The 24,038-nt window shown below is 73.1% G+C and carries 20 protein-coding genes, 1 pseudogene and 1 riboswitch; of the genes and pseudogenes, 7 read left to right on the top strand and 14 right to left on the bottom strand.

The window, feature by feature from the left end:
- Positions 1 to 54 precede the first annotated feature (54 nt).
- Together galK and ACQFYA_RS06470 are read left to right on the top strand one after the other, a co-directional pair.
- Positions 55 to 1,296 (top strand): galactokinase, encoded by a 1,242-nt coding sequence (gene galK / locus ACQFYA_RS06475; protein ID WP_499122319.1) that lies wholly within the window; start codon positions 55 to 57, stop codon positions 1,294 to 1,296.
- 123 nt (positions 1,297 to 1,419) lie between these two features.
- The gene (locus tag ACQFYA_RS06470) at positions 1,420 to 2,766 is read left to right on the top strand and encodes an alkaline phosphatase (protein WP_499122317.1); all 1,347 of its coding nucleotides are present in this window, start codon (positions 1,420 to 1,422) and stop codon (positions 2,764 to 2,766) included.
- Positions 2,767 to 2,871: 105 nt separating this feature from the next.
- Here the strand turns inward: ACQFYA_RS06470 and ACQFYA_RS06465 are convergent, their stop codons facing one another.
- Both ACQFYA_RS06465 and ACQFYA_RS06460 read right to left on the bottom strand, forming a co-directional pair.
- Positions 2,872 to 3,693: an exodeoxyribonuclease III gene (locus tag ACQFYA_RS06465; protein ID WP_499122316.1), complete on the bottom strand. Its 822-nt coding sequence runs from the start codon at positions 3,691 to 3,693 to the stop codon at positions 2,872 to 2,874.
- A 57-nt stretch (positions 3,694 to 3,750) separates the two neighbouring features.
- Entirely contained in the window at positions 3,751 to 4,233 is a 483-nt protein-coding gene (locus tag ACQFYA_RS06460; protein WP_499122314.1) for a VOC family protein, read from the bottom strand.
- A 128-nt stretch (positions 4,234 to 4,361) separates the two neighbouring features.
- Between ACQFYA_RS06460 and wecB the strand changes: the two genes are divergently transcribed.
- Together wecB and ACQFYA_RS06450 are read left to right on the top strand one after the other, a co-directional pair.
- The gene (gene wecB / locus ACQFYA_RS06455; protein ID WP_499122313.1) at positions 4,362 to 5,744 is read left to right on the top strand and encodes a non-hydrolyzing UDP-N-acetylglucosamine 2-epimerase; all 1,383 of its coding nucleotides are present in this window, start codon (positions 4,362 to 4,364) and stop codon (positions 5,742 to 5,744) included.
- Entirely contained in the window at positions 5,741 to 7,141 is a 1,401-nt protein-coding gene (locus tag ACQFYA_RS06450) for a glycosyltransferase family 2 protein (RefSeq protein WP_499122312.1), read from the top strand. Before wecB ends, ACQFYA_RS06450 begins: the two co-directional genes overlap by 4 nt.
- Before the next feature lies 1 nt (position 7,142).
- Here ACQFYA_RS06450 and ACQFYA_RS06445 read toward each other — a convergent pair whose 3' ends face one another.
- The 3 genes from ACQFYA_RS06445 to glyA all read right to left on the bottom strand — a co-directional run bounded on the left by ACQFYA_RS06445 (position 7,143) and on the right by glyA (position 10,250).
- Complete coding sequence (locus tag ACQFYA_RS06445; RefSeq protein WP_499122311.1) at positions 7,143 to 8,006, bottom strand: polyphosphate kinase 2 family protein; 864 nt, start codon at positions 8,004 to 8,006, stop codon at positions 7,143 to 7,145.
- 103 nt (positions 8,007 to 8,109) lie between these two features.
- On the bottom strand, positions 8,110 to 8,970 hold the full coding sequence (locus ACQFYA_RS06440) for a bifunctional 5,10-methylenetetrahydrofolate dehydrogenase/5,10-methenyltetrahydrofolate cyclohydrolase (protein ID WP_499122310.1): 861 nt from the start codon (positions 8,968 to 8,970) through the stop codon (positions 8,110 to 8,112).
- A complete protein-coding gene (gene glyA, locus ACQFYA_RS06435) occupies positions 8,967 to 10,250 on the bottom strand; it encodes a serine hydroxymethyltransferase (protein ID WP_499122309.1) in 1,284 nt (427 codons plus the stop codon). Before glyA ends, ACQFYA_RS06440 begins: the two co-directional genes overlap by 4 nt.
- A gap of 82 nt (positions 10,251 to 10,332) precedes the next feature.
- A riboswitch (ZMP/ZTP riboswitch) is annotated at positions 10,333 to 10,420 on the bottom strand.
- 165 nt (positions 10,421 to 10,585) lie between these two features.
- On the opposite strand from glyA, the gene ACQFYA_RS06430 reads away from it, so the two are divergent.
- Together ACQFYA_RS06430 and ACQFYA_RS06425 are read left to right on the top strand one after the other, a co-directional pair.
- Positions 10,586 to 11,194, top strand: coding sequence for an ArsR/SmtB family transcription factor (locus ACQFYA_RS06430; protein ID WP_499122308.1), 609 nt, complete (start codon positions 10,586 to 10,588; stop codon positions 11,192 to 11,194).
- Entirely contained in the window at positions 11,191 to 12,483 is a 1,293-nt protein-coding gene (locus ACQFYA_RS06425) for an MFS transporter (protein WP_499122307.1), read from the top strand. Before ACQFYA_RS06430 ends, ACQFYA_RS06425 begins: the two co-directional genes overlap by 4 nt.
- Here the strand turns inward: ACQFYA_RS06425 and ACQFYA_RS06420 are convergent.
- The 4 genes from ACQFYA_RS06420 to ACQFYA_RS06405 all read right to left on the bottom strand — a co-directional run bounded on the left by ACQFYA_RS06420 (position 12,467) and on the right by ACQFYA_RS06405 (position 16,886).
- The gene (locus ACQFYA_RS06420; protein ID WP_499122306.1) at positions 12,467 to 13,561 is read right to left on the bottom strand and encodes a LacI family DNA-binding transcriptional regulator; all 1,095 of its coding nucleotides are present in this window, start codon (positions 13,559 to 13,561) and stop codon (positions 12,467 to 12,469) included. The genes ACQFYA_RS06425 and ACQFYA_RS06420 overlap by 17 nt on opposite strands.
- Before the next feature lie 79 nt (positions 13,562 to 13,640).
- Entirely contained in the window at positions 13,641 to 14,516 is an 876-nt protein-coding gene (locus ACQFYA_RS06415) for a carbohydrate ABC transporter permease (protein ID WP_499122304.1), read from the bottom strand.
- Positions 14,516 to 15,478: a carbohydrate ABC transporter permease gene (locus ACQFYA_RS06410; protein ID WP_499122303.1), complete on the bottom strand. Its 963-nt coding sequence runs from the start codon at positions 15,476 to 15,478 to the stop codon at positions 14,516 to 14,518. Before ACQFYA_RS06410 ends, ACQFYA_RS06415 begins: the two co-directional genes overlap by 1 nt.
- Positions 15,479 to 15,536: 58 nt before the next feature.
- On the bottom strand, positions 15,537 to 16,886 hold the full coding sequence (locus ACQFYA_RS06405) for an ABC transporter substrate-binding protein (protein WP_499122302.1): 1,350 nt from the start codon (positions 16,884 to 16,886) through the stop codon (positions 15,537 to 15,539).
- A 134-nt stretch (positions 16,887 to 17,020) separates the two neighbouring features.
- Here ACQFYA_RS06405 and arfA point away from each other — a divergent pair, with 134 nt between their 5' ends.
- Positions 17,021 to 18,586, top strand: coding sequence for an arabinosylfuranosidase ArfA (arfA, locus tag ACQFYA_RS06400; protein WP_499122301.1), 1,566 nt, complete (start codon positions 17,021 to 17,023; stop codon positions 18,584 to 18,586).
- Between the two features lie 105 nt (positions 18,587 to 18,691).
- Here the strand turns inward: arfA and ACQFYA_RS06395 are convergent, their stop codons facing one another.
- The 5 genes and pseudogenes from ACQFYA_RS06395 to ACQFYA_RS06375 all read right to left on the bottom strand — a co-directional run bounded on the left by ACQFYA_RS06395 (position 18,692) and on the right by ACQFYA_RS06375 (position 23,975).
- Positions 18,692 to 20,158: a helix-turn-helix domain-containing protein gene (locus tag ACQFYA_RS06395; RefSeq protein ID WP_499122299.1), complete on the bottom strand. Its 1,467-nt coding sequence runs from the start codon at positions 20,156 to 20,158 to the stop codon at positions 18,692 to 18,694.
- Between the two features lie 81 nt (positions 20,159 to 20,239).
- A pseudogene (locus ACQFYA_RS06390) lies at positions 20,240 to 20,399 on the bottom strand (carbohydrate ABC transporter permease); the annotation flags it as partial.
- Positions 20,399 to 21,373: a galactofuranose ABC transporter, permease protein YjfF gene (gene yjfF, locus ACQFYA_RS06385; protein WP_499122297.1), complete on the bottom strand. Its 975-nt coding sequence runs from the start codon at positions 21,371 to 21,373 to the stop codon at positions 20,399 to 20,401. The gene yjfF and the pseudogene ACQFYA_RS06390, both read right to left, overlap by 1 nt.
- Positions 21,373 to 22,479: an ABC transporter permease gene (locus tag ACQFYA_RS06380; protein WP_499122296.1), complete on the bottom strand. Its 1,107-nt coding sequence runs from the start codon at positions 22,477 to 22,479 to the stop codon at positions 21,373 to 21,375. The genes yjfF and ACQFYA_RS06380 overlap by 1 nt, the downstream gene beginning before the upstream one ends.
- The gene (locus tag ACQFYA_RS06375; protein WP_499127455.1) at positions 22,479 to 23,975 is read right to left on the bottom strand and encodes a sugar ABC transporter ATP-binding protein; all 1,497 of its coding nucleotides are present in this window, start codon (positions 23,973 to 23,975) and stop codon (positions 22,479 to 22,481) included. Before ACQFYA_RS06375 ends, ACQFYA_RS06380 begins: the two co-directional genes overlap by 1 nt.
- Between the last annotated feature and the right edge of the window lie 63 nt (positions 23,976 to 24,038).

Genomic DNA, 24,038 nt, shown 5'->3' with positions numbered 1-24,038 from the left:
CGCCTCACCGGCGCCCGCACCCGCCTGTCCCGCCCGCGAAGGAGCTGTCCCGCCATGAGCACGCCCGAGTGGCTCGAGTCCTGGACCGACGACGAGGGCGCGCGGCGCGTGCGCGACCTGTTCGCCGCGACCTTCGCGGGCGACGGCGCCGGCCCGGACGGGGTCTGGTCCGCACCCGGTCGCGTCAACCTCATCGGCGAGCACACCGACTACAACGGCGGCCTGGCGCTGCCGACCGCGCTGCCCCACCGCACCTACGTGGCGCTGCGCCGGCGGGACGACGACGTGATCCGCCTCGGGTCCGCGCAGGCCCCGGGCGAGGTCTGGTCCGCCCGCCTGGCCGACGTCGCCCCCGGCGCCGTGACCGGGTGGGGCGCGTACGTCGCCGGCGTGGCGTGGGCGCTCGGCCAGGCCGGGCACCCGGTGCGCGGCTTCGACGCCGTCGTCGACTCCTGCGTGCCGTTCGGGGCCGGCCTGTCCTCGTCGGCCGCTCTGGAGAGCCCCTTCGCCGTCGCCCTGGACGAGGTCTTCGGCCTCGGGCTGGCCGGGGACGACGCGGGCCGGGCCGTGCTCGTCACCGCGTGCGTCCGGGCGGAGAACGAGATCGCCGGCGCCCCGACGGGCGGCATGGACCAGGCCGCCTCGCTGCGCTGCACCGCGGGCCACGCCCTGCTGGTCGACTCCCGCCCCGGCCTGTCGGCGCTCGAGTCCGGCACGCCCGTGCCGTTCGACCTGGCGTCCGCCGGCCTCACCCTGCTCGTCGTCGACACCCGCGCCGAGCACTCCCACGTGGACGGCCAGTACGCCGAGCGGCGCGCCACCTGCGAGCGCGCGGCGTCGCTGCTCGGGGTGGAGACCCTGCGCGACGTGGACCCGGACCGCCTGGACGAGACGCTCGCCGCGCTCGAGCCGCACGACCCGGAGGACGTGCTGCGCCGCCGCGTGCGGCACGTGGTCACGGAGATCGCCCGCACCGTGGAGTTCCGCGACCTCGTCGCCGTCGGCCGGCCGGCCGAGGTCGGGCCGCTGATGGTCGCGTCCCACGTCTCCCTGCGGGACGACTACGAGGTCTCGGCCCGCGAGCTGGACCTGGTCGTCGACGCCGCGCTCGGCGCCGGCGCGCTCGGCGCCCGCATGACGGGCGGCGGCTTCGGCGGCTCCGCGATCGCGCTGGTGCGCGGCGACGACGTCGACGCCGTCGCCGCGGCCGTGCAGGGCGCGTTCGACGCGGCGGGGCTGCGCTCCCCCGGCTTCCTGCTCGCGCCGCCGTCGGCCGCGGCGGGCCGCACCGCCTGACCCGGGGCGGCCTCCACCGCCCCTCCTCCTCGCGCGGCCCCAGATGCCGGCGGGCGGGCCCCTGCCTACGGTGCGAGGGCCGGCGGCGACGACGCCGCCGGCCCGATCGTTCGAGGAGGAGCGATGCCAGCACCCACCACGATCCGCCGCGCCGGCGCGGCGACGCTCACCGCCCTGGTGGCCGCGGGGACGGTGGTCGGCGCGACCGCCGGCCACGACCGCGCCGGGGCCCCGACCGGGAGCCAGGCGAGTCAGGCCGACCAGCGCGCAGACCAGCAGGGCGCGCACCACGGCGGGCGGCACGGGAAGGACCGCGCCCGGAACGTCATCCTGCTCCAGGGCGACGGCATGGGCCTCGCGGCGCGCGAGCTCGTCCGGCTCGCGACCGAGGGCAAGGACGGCCGGCTCGTCATGGACTCCCTGGACGAGGCCGGCTGGACGGCCACCGACTCCGCCGACCCGGAGGACGCCGTCACCGACTCCGCCGCCGGGGCCACGGCCTTCGCCAGCGGGGTGCGGACGTACAACGGCGCCGTCGGCGTCGACGCGGACGGCAACCCCGTGCCGACGCTCCTGGAGGACGCCGCGCGGGCGGGCAAGGCCACCGGCCTCGTGTCGACGGCGCAGATCACCGACGCGAGCCCGGCCGCCTTCGGGGCGCACGTCCCCGACCGCTACGACCAGAGCGAGATCGCCCGGCAGTACCTCGAGGAGTCCCGGCCCGACGTGCTGCTGGGCGGCGGCGAGGACTGGTGGTACCCCGAGGGCGACGCCGGGGCCTGGCCGGACAACCCCGCCGAGGACCCCGAGGAGGAGAGCAAGGGCACCGAGGGCAACCTCGTCGAGCGCGCGCAGGAGCTCGGGTACGAGTACGTGAGCGACGCGGAAGGGCTCGCCGACGCCGACGGACGCCGGCTGCTCGGCCTGTTCGCGAACGAGGAGATGTTCCAGCAGGCGAACGAGGGCGAGGGCGACGTCTACTCCCCCGAGGTGCCGTTGGTCGACATGGCCGCCAGCGCGCTCGACGTGCTCCGGCGCGACCGCGACGGGTTCTTCCTGTTCGTCGAGGAGGAGGCGATCGACGAGTTCGCCCACCGGAGCAACGCCACCCGCACCATCGAGGCCGGGCGGTCGCTGGACGAGACCGTCGCGCTCGCCCTGGACTTCCAGGAGAAGCACCGGGACACCCTCGTGCTCGTGGTCGGCGACCACGCCACGGGCGGGCTCGCGATCGAGAACGTCGACCCCGAGGACGAGTCCGGCGCGGGCGCGACCGCCGAGGACGGGCCCTTCCCGGTGCCCGGCACGGACCTCGAGTTCACGGTCGACTGGACCACCGGCGGGCACACGGGCGAGGCCACCCCGATCACGGCGCAGGGGCCGGGCGCGGAGCGGCTGTCCGGGCCGCAGCTCAACACCGACGTGCACGACGCCGTGCAGCGGGCGATGTTCCCCCGCGGCAGGGGCTGATCACCGCCACCGCGGTGGTTGAGCTTGTCGACACCACGCCTGGCTTCGACAAGCTCGACCAGCGGGTGGTTTCGACAGGCTCGACCGCCGAACGACCGACGGGTCTCAGAGGTCGTACGTGGCGACGACGGGCGCGTGGTCGCTCCACCGCTCGTCGTAGGTCGGCGCGCGGTCGACCTCGACCTTGACCGCCCGCGGCGCGAGCGCCGGGTTCGCGAGTTGGTAGTCGATGCGCCAGCCGCGGTCGTTGACGTACGACTGCCCGCGCCACGACCACCACGTGTACGGCCCGGGGCCGTCGCCGCCGTGCACGCGCCCGAGGTCGGCCCAGCCGAGCTCGCCGAGCCAGCGGTCGACGTAGGCCCGCTCGGCGGGCAGGAAGCCCGCGCTCTTGAGGTTGCCCTTCCAGTTCGCGATGTCCGCGTTCTGGTGGGCGATGTTGAGGTCGCCCGCCACGAGCGCGGGGTGACCGGCCGCGGCGAGCTCGGTGAGGCGCGCCGTGACCTTGTCCAGGTGGGCGTACTTGGCCACCATCGTGTGCTCCTGGCCCGCGCCGGCGGAGCCGGAGTGCAGGTACGCGGAGACGGCCGTGAGCAGGCCGCCGTCCGGGAGCTCGACGTCGGCCTCGATCCAGCGGCCCGTGTCGACCGGCGGCTCCGGCTCCCCCGCGGGGCCGTGGCCGGCCAGCCCGGCCCGGACCGCGCGCAGCGGCAGCCGCGACGCGACGGCCACGCCCGCGCGGCCCTTGATCTCGCTGGGCAGGTGCGCCACGTGCCAGCCGTCGAGGTACTCGCGCACCAGCTCGTCGGGGGCGCGCACCTCCTGCAGCAGCAGCACGTCCGGCGTGCGGGCGGCGATCCAGCCGTCCATGGAGCGGCGGAAGGCGGCACGGATGCCGTTGACGTTGGCGGTGGCGACGGTCAGCACGCCGCACATCCCATCACACGCCGGCGACACCGCCCGAACCCGGGCGACGAGCCGTCGTCACTCCCCGCGGGAGGCGGCCTCCAGCCCGGCGACGTCGATCTTGCCCATCTGCAGCATGGCGTTCATCGCGCGCAGGTTGGCGTCGGTCGTGTAGTCGCCGCACAGCTCCTCGAGCTGCGTCGGGATCACCTGCCACGAGATGCCGAACTTGTCCTTGCACCAGCCGCAGGGCCCGGGCTCGCCGCCGTCGGAGGTGAGCACCTCCCAGTACCGGTCCACCTCCTCCTGCGAGTCGACCCGCAGGTAGAAGCTGAAGGCCTCGTTCAGCTGGAACTCGGGGCCGGCGTTCAGGCCGGTCACAGGAAGCCCCGCTACCGTGAACTCGACGACGAAAGGTTCGCCGGCCTCGGCCCCCGGCACCCCCTCGGGTGACACGAGCACCGACTCCACCGACGATCCCGGGATGTGCTCGGCGTAGAAGCTCGCCGCCTCGTGCGCGCGGTTGTTGCCGAACCACAGGTGCGTGCGTGCGGTCACCATGGCCGCCCTCCCCTCCGACGGGCACCGTCCCTCGCGGCCGGTGCGCCCTCTGTCCGACCGGGCGACGAACCGGAAGTCATCGGTGCGGGTGCGCCGCACCCGCTGCTCGCTCGACGAAGGTAGACGCCATGGCACTTCCAGTGAACCCCGAGATCCTCATCGTCGTGGGCACCCGACCCGAGGCGATCAAGCTCGTCCCGGTCATCCAGAGGCTGCAGCACCACCCCCGCCTGCGCCCCGTCGTCGTCTCCACCGGCCAGCACTCGGAACTGGTCCGGGACGTGCTCGACGCCGCGGGCTGCCGCATCCACGCCGATCTCGGGGTCGGCCACCCCGGCATCACCCTGAACGAGCTCGTGAGCGGCGTCGTACAGGGCATCGAGGACTTCATGTCGGGCCGATACGGACCCGCGCCGGCCAGCATCCGCGGACAGCTGGACCACTACCCGGCGGCATGCCTCGTGCACGGGGACACGTCGAGCGCGTCGGCGGCCGCCGTGGCGGCGTTCCACCTGCGCATCCCCGTCATCCACGTGGAGGCCGGGCTGCGGACGGGCACGACGCTCTCTCCGTTCCCCGAGGAGCTCAACCGCCAGCTCATCAGCCGCATCGCCTCGTTCCACCTCGCCCCGACCCGCACCAACGTGCAGAACCTGGTGCGGGAGGGCGTCGACATCGGACGCACCTTCGTCACCGGGAACACCGGCATCGACGCGCTCCTTTGGGCCGCCGCCCAGGAGGCCCCGTACGGCGCGCCCGAGCTCGGCTGGCTCGAGGACGACACCACGTCGCGCGTGGTGACCGTCACGGCCCACCGCCGCGAGAACTGGGGGGAGGGCATCGCCCACGTCGCCCAGGCCGTGCACCGCCTTGCCGACGCCTACCCGGACGTGCGCTTCGTCATCCCGGTGCACCCGAACCCCGCCGTGGCGCGCACGATGCACGACGAGCTGGCCGACGTGCCGGGCGTGACGCTCACCGAGCCGATGGCGTACCTCCCCTTCGCCCGCCTGCTCGCCCGGTCGTACCTCGTCGTCACGGACTCCGGCGGCATCCAGGAGGAGGCCCCGACCCTGGACGTCCCGGTGCTCGTCGCGCGCACGACGACGGAGCGCGGCGAGGGCGTCGAGGCGGGCACTCTGGAGCTGGTCGGCACCGACCCCGACCGCATCGTCGCCTCGGCGTCGCGCCTGCTCGACGAGCCGGACGAGCACCACGAGTTCGCCCAGCAGGTCAACCCGTACGGCGACGGCCGGGCGTCTGCGCGCGTGATCGCGGCGCTCGAGCACCTGATCTTCGACACCCCCGTCCCGCATACGACCGGTCCCGGGTTCGTCCGATCCCAGGTGCTCGAGTGGGCCGGGTTCCACCGGACCGACGCCATCGCGGGCGGCGTCGTGGTCGAAGGCCCCGTGCACGAGCGTGGCCTCGCGACCGACGACCAGGTCCCGCCGGACATCGCGGGCGTCATGATCCGCCCCGAGCCCGATCTCCAGCAGGCCGGCAGATGAGTGCAGCGGCCGCGGCGGCCGCGAGCGCGCCCTGGTGGGACCCGTACCGCGGCATGCCGCCGGCGGTGCAGGTGCTCATGTGGTTCCTGCTCGTCCTGACGCTGATCACGGTGCTCGTGATCCTGCTGCTGGTGGTGCGCGCGTGGTTCGAGCGCCGCCGCCAGCGCCGGGACGTCGAGGCGGCGCACGAGGGCGACTACCTCTGGGTCTTCGTCGTCCCCGCGCTGAACGAGGAGGTGACGATCGCCGACAGCGTGAGCCGACTCGTCGCCGTCGAGGCGACGCACAAGGCGATCGTCGTCATCGACGACGGGTCGGACGACGGCACGCGAGAGGTGCTCGCCGGCCTGCGCGCCCAGGTGCCCAAGCTGCAGGTGCTGCGCCGCGAGCTGCCGAACGCCCGGGTGGGCAAGTCGGCGGGCCTCGACGACGCGTGGGAGTTCGTCCACGAGCAGGTGCTCTCCGGCCGGTACGCCGACTGGCCGACCACGCGGGTGATCGTGGGCGTCGTCGACGCGGACGGCCGCATCCCCCCGGACGCCCCGCACGCGCTGGCGGGCACGTTCACCGACGAGCGGGTGGGCGGCGTGCAGGCGCTGGTGCGCATCTACAACCGCCGGCACTACCTCACCTGGGGCCAGGACGTGGAGTTCGGCGTCATGGCATACGTGTACCAGCTCGGGCGGTCCGCGTGGGGCACGGCGAACATGGGCGGCAACGGCCAGTACGTGCGGCTCGCGGCACTGGACGACGTCGTCGTCACCGAGAAGCTGCCGCCGGGGGTCGGCCGCGGCCCGTGGCGCGACCGGCTCACCGAGGACCAGGACATCGGCGTGCGCCTCGTCCGCGCAGGCTGGCGCGGGCGGCAGACGGTGCTGACCACGGTCGACCAGCAGGGCGTGACGAGCCTGCGGCGCCTGTTCAAGCAGCGCGTGCGCTGGGCGCAGGGCAACTGGCAGGCGTTCAGCCTGCTGCCCGGGGCGCTGCGGACCCCGGTCTCCGTCGGGGCGCGGCTCGACCACGTCGCCTACCTGCTCATGCCCCTGCTGCAGCTCCTCATGGGGCTCGGGCTGGTGCTGTCGCTGGCCTTCTGGCTGTTCGGCGACGTGCCGTTCTACTCCGGGTGGTGGCCGTCGCTGGTGTTCTTCGCGACGATCGCCCTGGTGCCGAGCTTCCTGTCGCTGCTCATGACGAACGAGCCGGGCCGCCGCCCGCTGCTGCGCGCGGTGTTCGGCCTGTTGCCCTACATGCTCTACACGTGGGTGCTGTGGCCGGTCGTCACGGTCGCGCTGGTCCGTGAGCTGCTGGGGCGGCGCACCTGGACCAAGACCGACCGCGAGCCGATCGACGCCAACCTGCCCGACGACGCGCAGGAGAGCGCCGCGCCCGCGGGCTGAGTCACGACGCCGCCAGGCGCGCCTTCTCCCGCTCGACGTCGAAGGTGGCGGTGGGCCACTGCGGGTCGATCTCCTCCAGGGCGTCCAGCAGCAGCGCCTGCACCGCCAGGCGCGCGTACCACTTGGCGTTCGCGGGCACGACGTGCCAGGGCGCGTGCTCGGTGGAGGTGCGCTCGAAGACGGTCTGGAACGCCTCCATGTACCGGGGCCACAGCAGCCGCTCGTCGACGTCGCCCGGGTTGTACTTCCAGTGCTTGTCGGGGCGCTCGAGCCGCTCGCCGAGCCGCGTCTTCTGTTCCTCGGGCGAGATGTGCAGCATCACCTTGACGAGGCGCACGCCCCGCGCCGTCACCGCCTCCTCGAACGCGTTGATCGCGTCGTACCGGCGCTCGATCTCCTCCGGCGGGGCGAGCTCGCGCACCCGCCCGATGAGCACGTCCTCGTAGTGCGAGCGGTCGAAGACGCCGATGTAGCCGGCCGCGGGGACCTCCTTCTCGACGCGCCACAGGAAGTCGTGCTCCAGCTCCTCGGGCGTGGGCTTCTTGAACGCGACCAGGTGGACGCCCTGCGGGTCGGTGGCGCCGATGACGTGGCGCACGATGCCGCCCTTGCCCGCGGAGTCCATCGCCTGGAGCACGAGCAGCACGGCCGGCGCCGACGGGTCCTCGCGGCTCTGGGCGTAGAGGCGCTCCTGGAGCTCGTCGAGCTCCCGCTCGCCCGCGAGGAGGTCGGCCGCGCCGTCCTTCTTCTTCCCGCCGTACCCGGGCGTGGAGTCCGGGTCGACGTCCGCGAGGCGGAATCCCTCGCCCACCCGCAGCAGCTCGCCCGGCTCGCCCGACCACCCACGCTGGCTCTTCGCGATCATGGGCACATCATGCGCCGAGAGAGAGAAGTCGGCTCGCGAGATAGAGAGGGCACGGACCGCCCAGGTGCGGTCCGTGCCCTCTCTATCTCGCGAGCCGACTTCTCTATCTCGGCGTGGTGCGCTCGGCGGCCTCGACCGCGCTGCGGAACAGCATCGCGATGGTGGTCGGCCCGACGCCGCCGACCCGCGGCGTGATCGCGCCGGCAACCTCTTCGCAGGACTCGTCCACGTCCGGCAGGAGCTTGCGCCCCTCGTAGCGGACACCGCCGCCGATCACGGTGACGCCCGGCGTCAGGTGCTCCGGCTGCAGGATGCCCGGGACGCCGGCGGCCGCGATGACGATGTCGGCACGCTTCGTGTACTCCGGCCAGTCGGGCACCCCGGTGTGGACCACGGTGACGGCCGCGTTCGCCGTCGGGCGCTTCTGCGAGAGCAGCAGCGCCAGGGGGCGCCCGAGCGTCGTGCCGCGCCCGAGGATGCACACCTCGCGCCCGGCGACCGGGATCTCGTAGTGCGCCAGCAGCGTCTCGATCCCGGCCGGGGTGGCCGGCACCGGTCCCGGCATGCCGAGCGCGAGGCGCCCCATGTTCACCGGGTGCAGGCCGTCGACGTCCTTGTCCGGGTCGAGCGCCAGCAGCGCGGCGTCGAAGTCGATCTGGGGCGGGGTCGGGTGCTGGATGAGGACGGAGTCGACGTCCTTCGCGTCGTTCATCTCCTGCACCGCCGCCAGGACGTCCGCCTGGGTGGCGTCCTGTCCCAGGTGGATGTGCGGCGAGGTGAAGCCCAGCTCCGTCGCCTTGTCCATCTTCATCCGGATGTAGCCGGCGCTCGCGGAGTCGTCCCCGACGAGGATCGTGCCGAGCCCCGGCCGGTGCCCTGCGGCGACGAGCGCGTCGATCCGCGGGGCGATGTCCGCGAAGACCGCGTCCGCGACCGGCCTGCCCGGCAGCATCCGGGCCGTCACTGCTGCAGCCCCGGGTAGAGCGGGAAGTCGGCGGTGAGCGTCGCGACGCGGGCCGCGAGGGCGTCGACGTCGGCCGCCGCACCGTCGCGGAGGGCGACCGCGATGATGTCCGCGACCTCGGTGAACTCGGCGTCGCCGAACCCGCGGGTGGCGAGCGCCGGCGTGCCGATGCGCAGGCCCGAGGTGACGCGGGGCGGGCGCGGGTCGAACGGCACGGCGTTGCGGTTCACGGTGATGCCGGCGTCGTGCAGGAGGTCCTCCGCCTGCTGGCCGTCGAGCGAGGAGTGGCGCAGGTCCACGAGCACGAGGTGCACGTCGGTGCCGCCGGTGAGGACGGAGACACCCTGCTCGGCGACGTCGGCCTGGGAGAGCCGCTCCGCGATGATCTGCGCACCGCGCAGCGTGCGCTCCTGACGGTCCTTGAACTCGTCGGTGCCCGCGACCTTGAACGCCACGGCCTTGGCCGCGATCACGTGCATGAGCGGGCCGCCCTGCTGGCCCGGGAACACGGCCGAGTTGATCTTCTTGGCGTACTCCTCCTTGCTCAGGATGAAGCCGGAGCGCGGGCCGCCGATGGTCTTGTGCACGGTGGAGGACACGACGTCGGCGTGCGGCACCGGGGACGGGTGCAGGCCGGCGGCCACGAGGCCCGCGAAGTGCGCCATGTCCACCCACAGCTTGGCGCCGACCTCGTCCGCGACCTCGCGGAACGCGGCGAAGTCGAGGTGGCGGGGGTAGGCGGACCAGCCCGCGATGATGACGTCGGGGCGGTGCTCGAGGGCGCGCTTGCGCACCTCGTCCATCTCGATGCGGTACGACTGCGGGTCCACGCCGTACGCGCCCACGTCGTAGAGCTTGCCGGAGAAGTTGATCTTCATGCCGTGCGTGAGGTGGCCGCCGTGGGCCAGCTCGAGGCCGAGGATCTTGTCGCCCGCGTTGATGAGGGCGTGCAGCACGGAGGCGTTGGCCTGGGCGCCGGAGTGCGGCTGCACGTTGGCGGCCTCGGCACCGAACAGGTCCTTGGCGCGGGCGATCGCGAGGTTCTCCGCGATGTCGACCTGCTCGCAGCCGCCGTAGTAGCGGCGGCCCGGGTAGCCCTCGGCGTACTTGTTCGTCAGGACGGAGCCCTGCGCCTGCAGCACCGCGCGGGGGACGAAGTTCTCGCTCGCGATCATCTCGAGGGTGTCGCGCTGGCGGGCCAGTTCCCCGTCGAGGACGGCCGCGATCTCGGGGTCGAGCTCGGCCAGGGGCGCGTTGAACGTGGGGTCGGGAGTGCTCATCAGGCGTTCTCCAGCTGTGTCGGACGGCGGTCGGACCGGCCCGGCCGCCTCGTCGGGATGCCGGACCATCATGTCAATCGAGCGACCGGGCCCAGGCGAACGACCCGTCGTCTCCACAGCGCGTCGCTCCCCGGTGGTGATCCACCTGTACGCCAGTCGCGACCCTCGCGATCCTAGCCGATCCGCTCTCCCCGGCCCCGTGCCGGCCGCGAGCCGGACCTGCCCCGCCGAGGTGGTCCGAGTCCCCGCGTCGGACTACTTCGAGAGACCTTGCACCCACCCCACTTCCACAAGAATCCTTGTACAACTGTTCTTGTGGGTCTACGGTGGCGAACATGACCCAGCCACCCACCTCGCCGGACGGCCCGGCCCCGCGCCCCGCGCGCACCGTCACCGAGGCCAAGGCGCTCGCCGCCCTGGCCCACCCGAACCGCGCACGCCTCATGGACGCGCTCCGCGTCGACGGCCCCTCCACCGCGTCCGAGCTCGCCCGCCGCACCGGCCAGGCCGTCGGCAGCGCCAGCCACCACCTCAAGGTGCTGCACGAGGCCGGCCTGGTGGCCGAGGCCCCCGAGCTCGCCCGCGACCGCCGGGAGCGCTGGTGGCGGCTGGTCGCGCCGCGGCTGCGCTGGTCGCGCCAGGAGTTCGCGGACGACACCGCCGCGGTCGCGGCCGCGCAGGCGGCCGAGGCCCTGCAGCTCCAGCGCCAGTTCGACAAGGTCCGCGCGTGGCAGGCGGACGCCGAGTCGGTGCCCGAGTGGGACGCGGCCGCGTTCGCGACCGAGTCCTGGATGCACCTCTCCCCCGCCGAGCTCACCGAGCTCGGCGCGGAGATGACCGCCGTCCTCGTGCGCTGGGCGGAGCGGGAGCGCACGCGGCCGGACGACGACGTCGAGCGCGAGCCCGTGCTCGTCTTCGGCCGAGGCTTCCCCGCCCAGCCATGACCGCCACCACGAACCCGGCCGGCGGTCCCGGCACCGACGGGACCGAGGACGTCCCCCTACGCCGCAGCGCGGGCTTCCGCCGCCTCTGGTTCGGCGAGGGCGTCAGCGTGCTGGGCAACGCGACCACGTCGGTGCTGCTCCCGCTGGTCGCCGTGCTCGAGCTGGACGCCGGCGCGGCCGTGGTCGGCGTGCTCACCGCGGCGGCCTGGCTGCCGTGGCTCGTCGTCGGGCCGCCCGCGGGCGCGTGGATCGACCGGCTGCCGGCCCGGGCCGTCATGATCGTCGCGGACCTGGTCGCCGCGGCCGCGATCGGCAGCGTGCCCGTGACGGCCGCCCTCGACGCTCTGACGCTCCCGCACCTGGTCGCGGTGGCGCTGGCCACCGGCGTCACCTCGGTCTTCTTCCGCACCGCGTACGCGGTCTTCCTCCCCCAGGTCGTGCCCGCCCACCAGCTCGAGGCCGCCAACGCCCGGCTGCTCGGCACCGAGTCGGCCATGCAGGTCGCCGGCCCCGGCCTGGGCGGCGCGATGGCGCAGGTGCTCGGCGCCGCGGCCGGCCTCGCGCTCGACGCGGCGAGCTTCGTCGTCTCGGCCGCCTGCCTGTGGCGCGTCCGGCCCGCCCGCAGGCCGGAGCGCCCGCCGACCGCGCCCCTGCTCGTCCGCATCCGCGAGGGCGTCGCGTTCGTGGCGTCGGACCGCTACCTGCGCTGGTTCGTGGTCGTGGGCGGCATCTCCAACTTCGGTCTCACCGGGTACGGCGCGCTGCTGGTCCTCTTCCTCGTGGACACGGTCGGCCTCGGTCCCTCCGCCCTCGGGATCGTCATGATGATCGGCAGCTGCGGCGGGCTGCTCGGCGCCACGGTGGCGACCCGCCTCAGCCGGCGCCTCGGCAGCGCCCGCGCCACCGTGCTGCTCATGGTGGCGGCCGGCCCGCCCGCGCTCCTCGTGGGCCTCGGCGGCGGCGGCGCGCAGGTGGCCTGGACCGTCGCGGGCCTGTTCCTCGTGGGCGTCGCGGTCGTGGCGGGGAACGTGCTGCGGGGGGCGTGGCGGCAGCGGTACGTGCCGCAGCCGCTCATGGGGCGGGTCATCACGACGAGCCAGTTCGTCAACTTCGGCACCATGCCGCTCGCCGGCCTCGCCGCCGGCGCGCTGGGCGAGGTGCTGGGCGTCCGCGAGACGCTCCTGCTCATGGCGGCCGTGCACTGCGCGGCCAGCCTGAGCGCCGCCCGCGGGCCGCTGCGCGGCCTGCGGGACATGCCGGAACCGCGGGAGCTCAGCCCGCAGCGCTGAGGGCGGGGGCGACCACGATCTCCTCGTTGCCGCCGGGCTGGACGGCGACCACCTTCTCCTCGCCCTCCCGCGCGTCGCCGGTGGACTCGCGGCCCACGACGCGCGAGTCCGGCGTCACGCGACGGAACGGGCGGTCGGCGCCGCCCGCGATCCGCTCGACGAGCAGGTCCACCGCCGTGCGCGCGATCTGCTCGCGCCCCGGGTCGACGGAGCTGATGGTGGGCACCGAGTAGCGCACGTCGTCCACGTCGTCGAAGCCGACCAGGGCGACCTCGCCCGGCACGTCGACGCGGCGGGCATGCAGCGCGTGCAGCGCGCCCAGCGCCATGGCGTCGTTGAGCGCGAAGACGGCGTCGATCTCGACGCCGGAGTCGAGCAACCGGCCCATCGCCTCGGAGCCCGTCGACCGGTGCCACAGTCCCGCCTCGCCCACGAGCGCCGGGTCGTACGGGAGCCCCGCGGCCGCGAGGCCCTGGCGGTAGCCCTCGGTGCGCAGCGCCGCCGAGCCGACGCGCTCGCCCTCGTGCGCGCCGACCACGGCGATCCGGCGGCGGCCCAGGGACGCGAGGTGCAGGGTCGCGGCGCGCGCCGCGGCCACGTTGTTCATCGTGACGTGGTCGGCCGGGGCGTCGAAGACCCGCTCGCCGAGCACCACGAGCGGGAAGTCGACGGAGAACAGCGCGACGTCGTCCTGCCCGAGGGCCAGGGGCGAGAAGATCACGCCGTCGGTGAGGTGCCGGCGTCGGCCGTCGAGCAGCTCGGCCTCGCGCTCCCGCACGGACCCGGTCTGCTCGATGAGCACGGTGAGGCCCTGCTCCTCCGCCGAGCGGATCACGGAGTCCGCGAGCTCGGCGAAGTACGGCAGCCGCAGCTCCGGCACGGCCAGCGTGATCATGTCCGTGCGCTGCGTGCGCAGGTTGCGGGCCGTGGTGTTGAGGCGGTACCCGAGGTGCTCGATGGCCTCCTCGACGCGCTCGCGCGTCTCGGGCCGGATGTGCGGGTACCCGTTGACGACGTTCGACACCGTCTTGATCGACACGCCCGCACGCTGAGCCACGTCGTGCATGGTCACGCGCATGCCGCTCACCTCCCCGATCGCCCTCCACAGAGTAGGGCACCGGCCGCACGGGACGGCCCTCGGCGCCCGCCGCCGACGGTCACTTGATCGACCCGAGGGACAGGCCGCCCTGCCAATACTTCTGCAGGCCGAGGAACGCCGCGACGAGCGGCAGGATCGACACGAGCGCGCCCGTGGTGATGAGGTTCCAGACCTGCTCCCCGCCGGCGCCCGCGTTCGACAGCGCCTGCCACTGGTTGATCCCCACCGTGACGGGCAGCAGCTGCGGGTCGCGCAGCACGGCCAGCGGGAGGAAGAAGTTGTTCCAGGTCGCGACGGTGGTGAGCAGCAGGACCGTGACGAAGGCGGGACGCAGCAGCGGCAGCGCGACGCGGAAGAACAGGCGCAGCTCCCCCGCCCCGTCGACCCGGCCGGCGTCGAGCATCTCGTCCGGGATGGCGTCGACGGCGTACACGCGCACCAGGTAGACGCCGATCGGGCTGAGCAGGGACGGCAGGATGACCGCCCACATCGTGTTGATCATGCCGAGCTGGCTGAGCAGCACGAAGGTCGGGATGGTCAGCGCCGTGAGCGGCACCATCACGGAGCCCAGGAGCATCGAGAAGTACAGGTTGCGCCCGCGGAACCGGTACTTGGCCAGGGCGTACCCCGCCAGCACGGCCAGCACCGTGGACCCGACGCCCCCGACGATCGCGTACACGAACGAGTTGCGCATCCACGTCCAGTAGATCCCGCCCTGGTACGTGAAGAGCTGCGTGACGTTGTCCCACAGCGCGAACTCGTCGTTGAACCACAGGGCGCCGCCGGAGCCCACGAACAGCCCGCTGTTTGTCTTGGTCGAGCCGACCACGAGCCACCACAGCGGCACGATGAAGTACACGACCGCGAGGAGCAGGAACAGGTGCGAGCCGATCCGGCGCTGTCGCGGCCGGCGCGAGAGGTGCTGCGTCGTCATCACTTCAGTCCGCTCTGCTTGCGGGTGGCGTACAGGAAGATGTACGACCCGATGAACACGAGGATCCCCAGCGCGAACGCGATCGTGGAGGCGTAGTTGAACTGGCTGTAGGAGAACGCCATCGAGTACGCGTACATGTTCGGGGTGTAGGTGGTGGGGATCGCGCCCTGCGCGACCGAGCGCAGCACGGTCGGCTCGGTGAAGAACTGCAGCGTGCCGATGAGGGCGAAGACGACGATCATCACCATCGACGACGCGATCATGGGGATCTTGATCCGGAACGCGATCTGCCGGTCGCCGGCGCCGTCGAGCCGGGCCGCCTCGAACACCGACGGGTCGATCGCCCGCAGCGCCGCGTAGACGATGATCATGTAGTAGCCCACCCACTGCCAGGTCACGATGTTGACCAGCGAGCCGAAGATCAGGTCGCGGCTGAGGAAGTCGGGGGCGTCCAGCCCGACCAGGCCGAAGATGTCGGTGGCCGGGCCGAACCGCGGGCTGTACAGGAAGCCCCACATGAGCGCGCCGATGACGGCGGGGATGGCGTAGGGCACGAAGACCAGCAGCCGCGAGGCCTTGGACAGCCGGGTGGCGAGCGTGTCGAGCACCAGCGCGATCGCCACCGCGAGGCCGATCTGGATCGGCACCATGACGAGCACGAACTTGCCCACCCGCGCCATCCCGGACAGGAAGTCGGCGTCGGTGAACACGCGCACGTAGTTCGCGACCCCGGTGAAGACGCTCTCGCCGCCGGTCGCGATGCCCTTGGTGTGCAGGCTGAGCCAGAAGGCGTAGGCCAGCGGCACCAGGAGGAACAGCACGAACACGACCGTGAACGGGGCCAGGAAGAGCCACCCCCACCACTGTCGCTTCGTGTCCAGCAGGCTCTGCCCGCGGCGCCGCGCGGCGGTGCGGGTGCCCTGCGGCGGGGCGGCGGGCGCCGCGCTCGTCGTCGTGGTCATCGGGATGCTCCCCCCTGGGTCGCTCGGATGGTCGCTCGGGTGGTCGATCGGGTGCGCGTCATCGGACCGTGAACCCCTGCTGCTCGGCGTAGCGCACCAGGCTGTCCTGGATGGTCGACAGCGCGTCGGCGGCGGTGGCGGGCCCCTCGACCATGTCGTAGAGGGCCATGGTCTGGCGGTCGTACGCGTAGACCTGGAACGGGCTGAACGTGAAGCCCGGGTACTGGGCGGCGGCGTCGAGGAACACGTCCCGGTTCACCTGCTGCCCGCCGAAGAACGGGTACCGGCGGTCCACGAACCAGTCCGCGTCGAGCGCGAGGTTCCAGAGCGGGAACAGGCCGGCGTCCTCGACGCCGATCTTCCACGTCTCCTCGTCGTCGAACAGCTCCATCGCGACGGTGGCGGCGGCCTCGGGGTCGGTGGCCTGGGAGGTGACGGCGAGCGCCGAGCCGCCCTGGTTGACCTGCACCGGGTCCGCCGGGTCCCACTGCGGCAGCGGCGCGGCCTTCCACTCGGCGCCGGAGTCGGCGTCCGACAGGCCCTCGAGGTAGCCCGGGCCCCACGCCGCGGCGATGTAGACGGCGTACGTCCCGTCCACCAGCGACGTGTTGTAGTCGCTGGTGAACGCGTCGTCGCTGGACACCAGGCCGCGGTCGATGAGGTCCTCCCAGTAGGACAGGACGTGCCGGGCCTCCGGGGTGTCCACGTCGATGCCGATCTCGGCGGGCCGCGAGGAGTCGTAGTCGAACGGCGCCCAGCCGGCCTGCGCGAACAGGGCGTAGTTGAAGGCGCCGCCGTTGGTCGCGTAGTTGGTGATGTAGCCGTCGTAGCCGGCGTCGCGCAGGTCCTGCGCGGCCTGGGCGAACTCGTCCCAGGTGGTGGGCGGCTCGACGCCGTACTTCTCGAAGATGTCGGCCCGGTACAGCATGCCCACGGGGCCGCCGTCCACCGGGATCGCGTGCACCGCGTCGCCGTCGGAGACGTCCGACCAGGCGCCCGCCGGGAACTGGTCCTCCAGGTCGCCGGCGCCGTAGGGAGCGAGGTCCTCGAGCCCGTCGAGGATCGTGTAGGTGGGCAGGATCTCGGACTCGAGCTGGATGACGTCCGGCGCCCCGGTGCCCGCCTCCAGGGCGGTGGAGAACTTGCCGTACTCGTCCGCGCCCTGCCCGGCGTTCGTCCAGCAGATCTGGACGTCGTCGTGCTGGGCGTTGAACTCGTCGACCATCTGCTCCACGGCGGGGTACCAGGCCCACATCGTGACGCGGGTGGCGTCGGGCTTGGTGATCTCGTTGGTGCAGCTCGTGTTGGCCGCCCCTCCGCCGTCGCCGCCCGGCGCGCACGCCGCGAGCGACAGGCCGGCCAGGCCGGCGACCGTCGCGGCCACGGCGCGTCGCAAGCTCCTGCGCATGCCGATTCCTCCTCGAGTCGTAGGCCCAGACCCTCCTGGACCGATTGGTGCCGCGCGCGGCGACCGTGGTTGACTCTACATCGTTGTACACGGTGGCTTCGCCAACGCCCGCTTCGACGAGGAACGTGAGACCCATGACGGCTCCCCAGACCAGTCCCCGCCCCCCGGCCGCCTCCCACGCCCGGGTCACGCTGCACCCCGACTTCCGTCGCGGCGCCGTCGACCGGCGCCTGTTCGGCTCGTTCGTCGAGCACCTCGGCCGCGCGGTGTACACCGGCATCTACGAGCCGGGCCACGCCACCGCCGACGAGCACGGCTTCCGCCGGGACGTCGCGGACCTCGTCCACGAGCTGGGCGTGCCGATGGTGCGCTACCCCGGCGGCAACTTCGTCTCCAACTACGTGTGGGAGGACGCCGTCGGCCCCGTCGAGCAGCGCAAGCCGTTCCTCGACCTCGCGTGGCGCACCGTCGAGCCCAACCTGGTGGGCACCGACGAGTTCCTCCAGTGGGCCGAGCGCGAGGGCGTCGAGCCGATGATGGCCGTCAACCTCGGCACCCGCGGCGTCGCGGCCGCGGCCGCCCTGGTCGAGTACTGCAACGGCGAGGCCGGCACCCGCTGGGCCGACCTGCGCATCGCCAACGGCCGCGAGAAGCCCTACGGCGTGACGCTCTGGTGCCTCGGCAACGAGATGGACGGCCCGTGGCAGATCGGGCACAAGGACGCCCACGAGTACGGCAAGCTCGCCGCCGAGGCCGGCAAGGCGATGAAGCTCGTCGACCCGTCGATCTCGCTGATCGTCTGCGGCTCGTCGTCCATGCAGATGCCCACGTTCGGCGAGTGGGAGCGCACGGTCCTGTCGTACACGTACGACCTGGTCGACCACATCTCCATGCACGCCTACTACGAGGAGGTCGGCGGCGACCGCGCGTCCTTCCTCGCCTCCGGCACCGCGATGGACCGCTTCATCGACCGCGTCGTCGCCTCGGCCGACGCCGTCGGCGCCGAGCGGCGCAGCGACAAGAAGATCACCATCAGCTTCGACGAGTGGAACGTCTGGTACCTCGAGACCCGCTTCCCCGGCGAGGAGAACCTCCCGATCCAGCGCGACGCACCGCGCATCATCGAGGACGTCTACTCCGGCCTCGACGCCGTGGTGGTCGGCGACCTCATGGTCACGCTGCTCAACCACGCCGACCGCGTGCCCGTGGCCTGCCTCGCGCAGCTCGTCAACGTCATCGCGCCGATCATGACCACCCCCGGCGGCGAGGCGTGGCGCCAGCCCACCTTCCACCCGTTCGCGACGACGTCGCGCCTGGCCCGCGGCACCGCGCTCGACGTCCGCGTCGACGCGCCGACGTACGACACCGCGCGGCACGGCGCCGCGCCGCAGGTCACCGCGGCCGCGACGGTGGACGACGACGGCTCGCTCGGGCTGTTCCTCACCAACCGGTCCGACACGGTCGTCGAGGTGGAGCTCGCGCACGTCGGCGCCACGCTCGGGCTCGCCGAGGGCTGGCAGATGGTGGCGGACCACGAGCCCGCCGTCGAGGGACCGGAGCACGCCGCGAAGGTCGCCCGGGCCTGCTGGTCCGCCGTCGACGTGACATCGGCCGTGACCCCGGCCGAGAGCGGCACGACCCGCGTGCGCCTCGCCCCCGAGTCGTGGACCGCGTTCGCCGGGTCGTTCGCCCGCGCCTGACGCACCCGCCTCCGGCGCCGAACAGGCGTGGTGCTCGGAATCCGCCGCGATCCCGAGCACCACCGCCTGTTCGGCGCTGCGGTGTTCCTGTGGCTGCGCTGAGGCTCAGGCCGTGGCGTACCGGCGCATCACGCGGCTCACCGTCGCCCGCGACACGTCGACGCGCTGCGCGATCTCGCGCTGGTTCAGCCCGTCACCGGCCAGCTCGACGATCCACCGGTCGCGGTCCGACGTCGGCTGGTCGTCGGGGGCTGCGACATCGGGGGGCGCGACGTCGAGGGCGACGTCGGCGGCCGGCTCCGGGGCCGCCTCCGGCTCCGGTGCGGACACGGTCGCGACCTCGGCAGACGCCTCGGGAGAATCGCCGTGCGAGGTGAGGAACGCCGACCGCTGGGCGAGCGCCCCGCCGAGGGCCGGGTCCGCCTGCCGGAGCAGGTCGAACACCTCGACGCGGCGCGTGTGCCCCGTCTCCGGGAGCGGCTCGCGCGTGCCGGGCAGCCCGGCCTCGGCCGCGGCCACCACCGCCGCCTCGGCCGTCGAGGCCTCGTCCGCCCGGTCCTCGGACGCGTCGTCCACCAGGCCCACGGGCGCGGGCGCGCGCTCCGGCTCGTGCTCGGCCGACCGCACGACCGGCGTGCCGCCGGTCAGCGCCGCCTGGAACTCGTCCTCGAACGAGGCGGTCACGGCGGGCTGCTCGTCCGTCGCCGGGGTCACGTCCGGCTCCGCAGGCACGGCAGGCTCGGCAAGCTCGGTCGTCGTCGTCGCCGGCGTCGCCACGACGGCGGGCTCGGCCGCGAGCGCCGGGACCGCCCGCCCGGGCCCGACGGCCCGGCCGCGGCTCACGCCGCGCTCGACGGAGCTGGCGCCGATGAGGTCGAGGCGGTTGCCGTGCCGCTCGGCGGCCTCGAGCCGCTCGACCCAGACCTGCATGCGCCGCTCGAAGTCCTCGACGGTCAACAGCTTCAGGGCGCCGTCCCGTGCGGCGCGCTGGCGCTGGTGGGCCGCCCGCACCTTGCGCGCGCCCTGCCGCGTCCCCGCGGAGTCGAGCCGCGCGTCGCGCCACAGCTCGAGGGCGGTGACGTACTGGTGCACCCGGTGCTCGCGCCGGCGCTCGTCGAGGGTGTGCCCCGTGACGAGGTGCCGCTCGCCCACCAGCGCGAGGTGCCACATGAGCGCGGCGACCAGCGGGGGCACGAACCGGAACGCGACCATGTAGGGCGTGCTCGCGTCGGGGACGGCGATCTCGTGCAGCGCCGCGAACATGCCGGACGTGCCGGAGAGGATCCACGTCAGGGTCAGCAGCACGCCGTAGGGGCGGCCCTCGAGCGCGGCGTTGCGCGCCATGAGTGCGACCGCGACGAGGCTGACCTCGAGGAAGCCGGCGAGGGCGTAGGCCTCGGCCGGGGACATGTGCGCGACCTCGAGCCCGAACAGGACCATGCCGCTGTACGCCAGGGCGGTCGCGATGAACGCGGCGACGACGACCGCGACCATCGGCAGGTGCCGCCCGCGGTAGCGCACGGTGGGCCGGCCGCCGACGGGAGAGTCGGCGGTCGTGTCGGGCTGTGTCACTTTTCCTCCGGAGTGTCGCTGATCAGGCCATATATCAGCATTCGGACGGACCCTGCGTCAACGACACCCCGGGTGAACCGGTCACCCCTTCACCGCTCCCCCGAGCCCGGCGCCCCGGAGGAACGTGCGCTGGAAGATCAGGAAGATGACGATCGGGATCGCCGTGGAGATCGCGAGCGCGGCGAGGAACACGTCGAGCCACGTACGACTCGAGCGCGGGCAGCCGCACCGACAACGCCCTCAGGTGCGGCGCAGGGTGAGAAGCCGCTGGAGCACCACGAACACGAGCAGCAGCGCCCCGATGACGATCTTGGTCCACCAGGAGCTGAGGGTGCCCTCGAACGTGATGATCGTCTGGATCAGGCCGAGCACCAGCACGCCCAGCACGGAGCCGAGCACGAAGCCGGTGCCGCCCGTGAGGAGCGTGCCGCCGATGACGACCGCCGCGATGGCGTCCAGCTCCATCGCCACGCCGGACAGCGAGTAGCCCGACCGCGAGAACATCGCGAAGAGCAGGCCACCGAGGCCGGCGCAGGTGCCGCTGATGACGTACACGAGCACCTTGGTGCGGGCCACGGGCAGGCCCATGAGTCGGGCCGACTGCTCTCCCCCGCCGATGGCGTACACGGTGCGCCCGAACTGCGTGTAGTGCAGCAGGTAGAACGCCGCCGCCACGACGACCAGCGCGATCACGACGCTCGACGTGATCCGCCACTGCCCGCCCGCCCAGGTGTCCCAGGACGCCAGCGCCACGAACGTCTCGTCCTTGATCGGGATCGACTCGGGCGCGACGACGAAGCACAGCCCGCGGGCGAAGAACATCGCCGCGAGCGTCGCGATGAACGGCTGGATCTCGAAGACGTGCACCATGACGCCGACCAGCAGCCCGATCACCGAGCCGACGACCACGACCAGCGGGATCACGACGCCCGCCGGGACGCCGGCCTGCATCAGGTAGGCGGCGGTCACGCTGGACAGCGCCAGCACCGCGCCGACCGACAGGTCGATGCCGCCGGTGAGGATCACGAACGTCATGCCGACGGCGAGCACGATGAGGAACGCGTTGTTGATGAACAGGTTCGCCATCACGCCGACCGACAGGAAGTTGTCGTACCGCACGCCACCCAGCACGACGAGGAGCGCGAGCACCACGAAGGTGCCGACCACGGGCAGGTAGCGCCGGTCGAGCCGCGCGCTCCGGGCGACGTCCGCCATCAGGCCACCGCCTTCGAGGTCGAGGAGCCGGAGGAGGGGCCCGTCGGAGCGCCGGGCGCGGGCCGGCGGCGTGGCCGCGCCGCCAGCCTGCGGCGGACGACGGGCGACTGCACGAGCGTCACCGCGACCACGACGAGCGCCTTGAACAGCGGCGTCACCAGCGGGGAGATGCCGAGGTTGACCACCGTGAGGCTGAGGGTGGCGATGATGAGGACGCCGACGAAGGTCCCCGACAGCGAGAACTTGCCGCCGGCGAGCGACGTCCCGCCGATCACCACCGCGAGGATCGCGTCGAGCTCGATGAACAGCCCGGCGTTGTTGGCGTCGGCCGCCATGACGTTCGACGCCAGGATGAGGCCAGCCAGCCCGGAGAACAGGCCGGACAGCGCGAACACCGTCCAGACGATCGTGCGGGCCCGCACGCCCGCCAGCCGGCTCGCGGACGGGTTGATCCCCACGGCCTCGACGAGCATCCCGAGCGCGGTGCGCCGGGTCAGGAGCGCGACGAGCCCGAACACCCCGAAGGCGATCAGGGTCGCCACCGGCAGCCCCAGCCAGAAGCCCGCGCCCAGGGTCTTGAACGGCGCGCTGGTCACCGTGGTGATCTGCCCCTGGGTGATGAGCATGGCGATGCCCCGGCCGGCGGTCATGAGGATGAGCGTCGCGATGATGGGCTGCACCCCGACGACGGCCACGAGGAACCCGTTCCACACGCCGAGCACGAGCGACAGGCCGAGCGCGAGCCCGACGGCGACGAGCACCGTCGAGAGCGCGCCCGGGTCGGGCGACGTCGCGACGAAGCTCAGCGCCACCGCCCCGGCGATCGCCACGACCGCGCCCACCGACAGGTCGATGCCCCGCGTGGCGATCACCAGCGTCATGCCGAGCGCCACGAGCATCAGCGGCGCGCAGTTGCGCAGGATGTCGACCGGCGACCCGTACAGGTGACCGTCGAGCACGGACACGGACAGGAAGCTCGGTCGCGAGACCGTGTTGACGACGAGCAGGGCGACGAGGGCGGTCACCGGCCAGAACAGGCGGTGCCGCACGACGGCGCCGAACCAGCCGGAGGCGGGGCGCGCGGGGGCGGGGGCCGTGGCGGACATCAGCGGTCCCCGCCGCTCGCGATGAGCTCGACGATGTCGTCCACGCCCACGTCGTCGGAGTTGGTCAGCTCGGCGACCTTCTGCCGGTCCCGCATGACGGCGATGCGGTGGCTGAGCCGGAGCACCTCCTCCAGCTCGGCGGAGATGAAGACGACCGACATGCCGCGGGAGGCCAGGTCCGCCACGAGCCGCTGGATCTCGGCCTTGGCGCCGACGTCGATGCCGCGCGTCGGCTCGTCGAGGATCAGCAGCTCCGGGGCGGTGGCGAGCCATCGCGCGAGGAGCACCTTCTGCTGGTTGCCCCCGGAGAGGTTGCGCAGCAGGGCGTCCGGGTCGGCGGGACGCACGTTCAGCGCCGCGACGTAGCGGTCCACGATCTCGTCGACCTGCCGGCCGGGGAGCCGCCGCAGCCAGCCGCGCTCGGCCTGCAGGCCCAGCACGATGTTCTCGCGGACGGTGAGGTCCCCGACGACGCCCTCCAGCTTCCGGTCCTCCGAGGAGAACGCGATGTCCAGGTCGATGGCGGCCCGGGGCGTGCGCAGCCGGACGGGCGCGCCCTTGACCCGCACGCCGCCCGCGTCGGAGCGGTCGGCCCCGGCGAGCAGGCGGGCGACCTCGGTGCGGCCGGAGCCGAGCAGCCCGGCGAGGCCGACCACCTCGCCCGGGTAGACGTCGAGGTCGAACGGCTGGACGGAGCCGCGCCGCCCCAGCCCGACCGCCTGCAGGAAGGGCGTGCCCTCGGTGGGGTCGGCGGCGCGGTCGGTGCGCACCTGGAGGTCCTCGAGGACCTCCATCGTGCGGCCGATCATCCGCGAGACGAGCTCTCCCCGGGTGATCTCGGCGGTCGGGTACTCGCCGACGCGGGCGCCGTTGCGCAGCACCGTCATCCGGTCCGAGATCTCGTAGACCTGCTCGATGAAGTGCGAGACGAACAGGATCGCCACGCCCTGGTCGCGCAGCCGGCGCACGACGGCGAAGAGGCGCTCCACCTCGTCGGCGTCGAGGCTGGAGGTGGGCTCGTCGAGGATCAGCACCTTGGCGTCGACGACCATCGCCCGGCTGATCGCCACCAGCTGCTGCACGGCGATGGAGTGCGCGCCGAGCGAGGACGCGGGGTCGATGTCCAGCCCCATCGTGGCCAGGTGCCCGGCGGCCAGACGGCGGGTGGCGCGCCAGTCGATCGCGCCCAGCCGCCGCGGCTCGTTGCCGAGCATGATGTTCTCCGCGACCGTGAGGTTCGCGCAGAGGTTGACCTCCTGGTAGACCGTGGCGATGCCCGCGGCCTGCGCCGCGCCGGGCCAGGAGAACTCCAGCGGCGTGCCGCCCACGCGGATCTCGCCGTCGTCGATCCCGTACACGCCGGTCAGCGCCTTGATCAGGGTGGACTTGCCCGCCCCGTTCTCGCCCATGAGGGCGTGCACCTCCCCGGGGTAGAGGCGCAGGTCGACGCCGTCCAGCGCCTTCACGCCGGGGAACTCGACCGAGATCCCGGTCATCTCGACGACCGGGGCGCGGTCGGTACGCCCCGGGCCCTGCGCGGGTTCCGGCTCGGTGCCGAC

The organism is Promicromonospora sp. Marseille-Q5078 (assembly GCF_050315395.1).
Classification (GTDB): Bacteria; Actinomycetota; Actinomycetes; order Actinomycetales; family Cellulomonadaceae; genus Isoptericola.
This window is presented reverse-complemented; position numbering and strand designations above follow the sequence as displayed.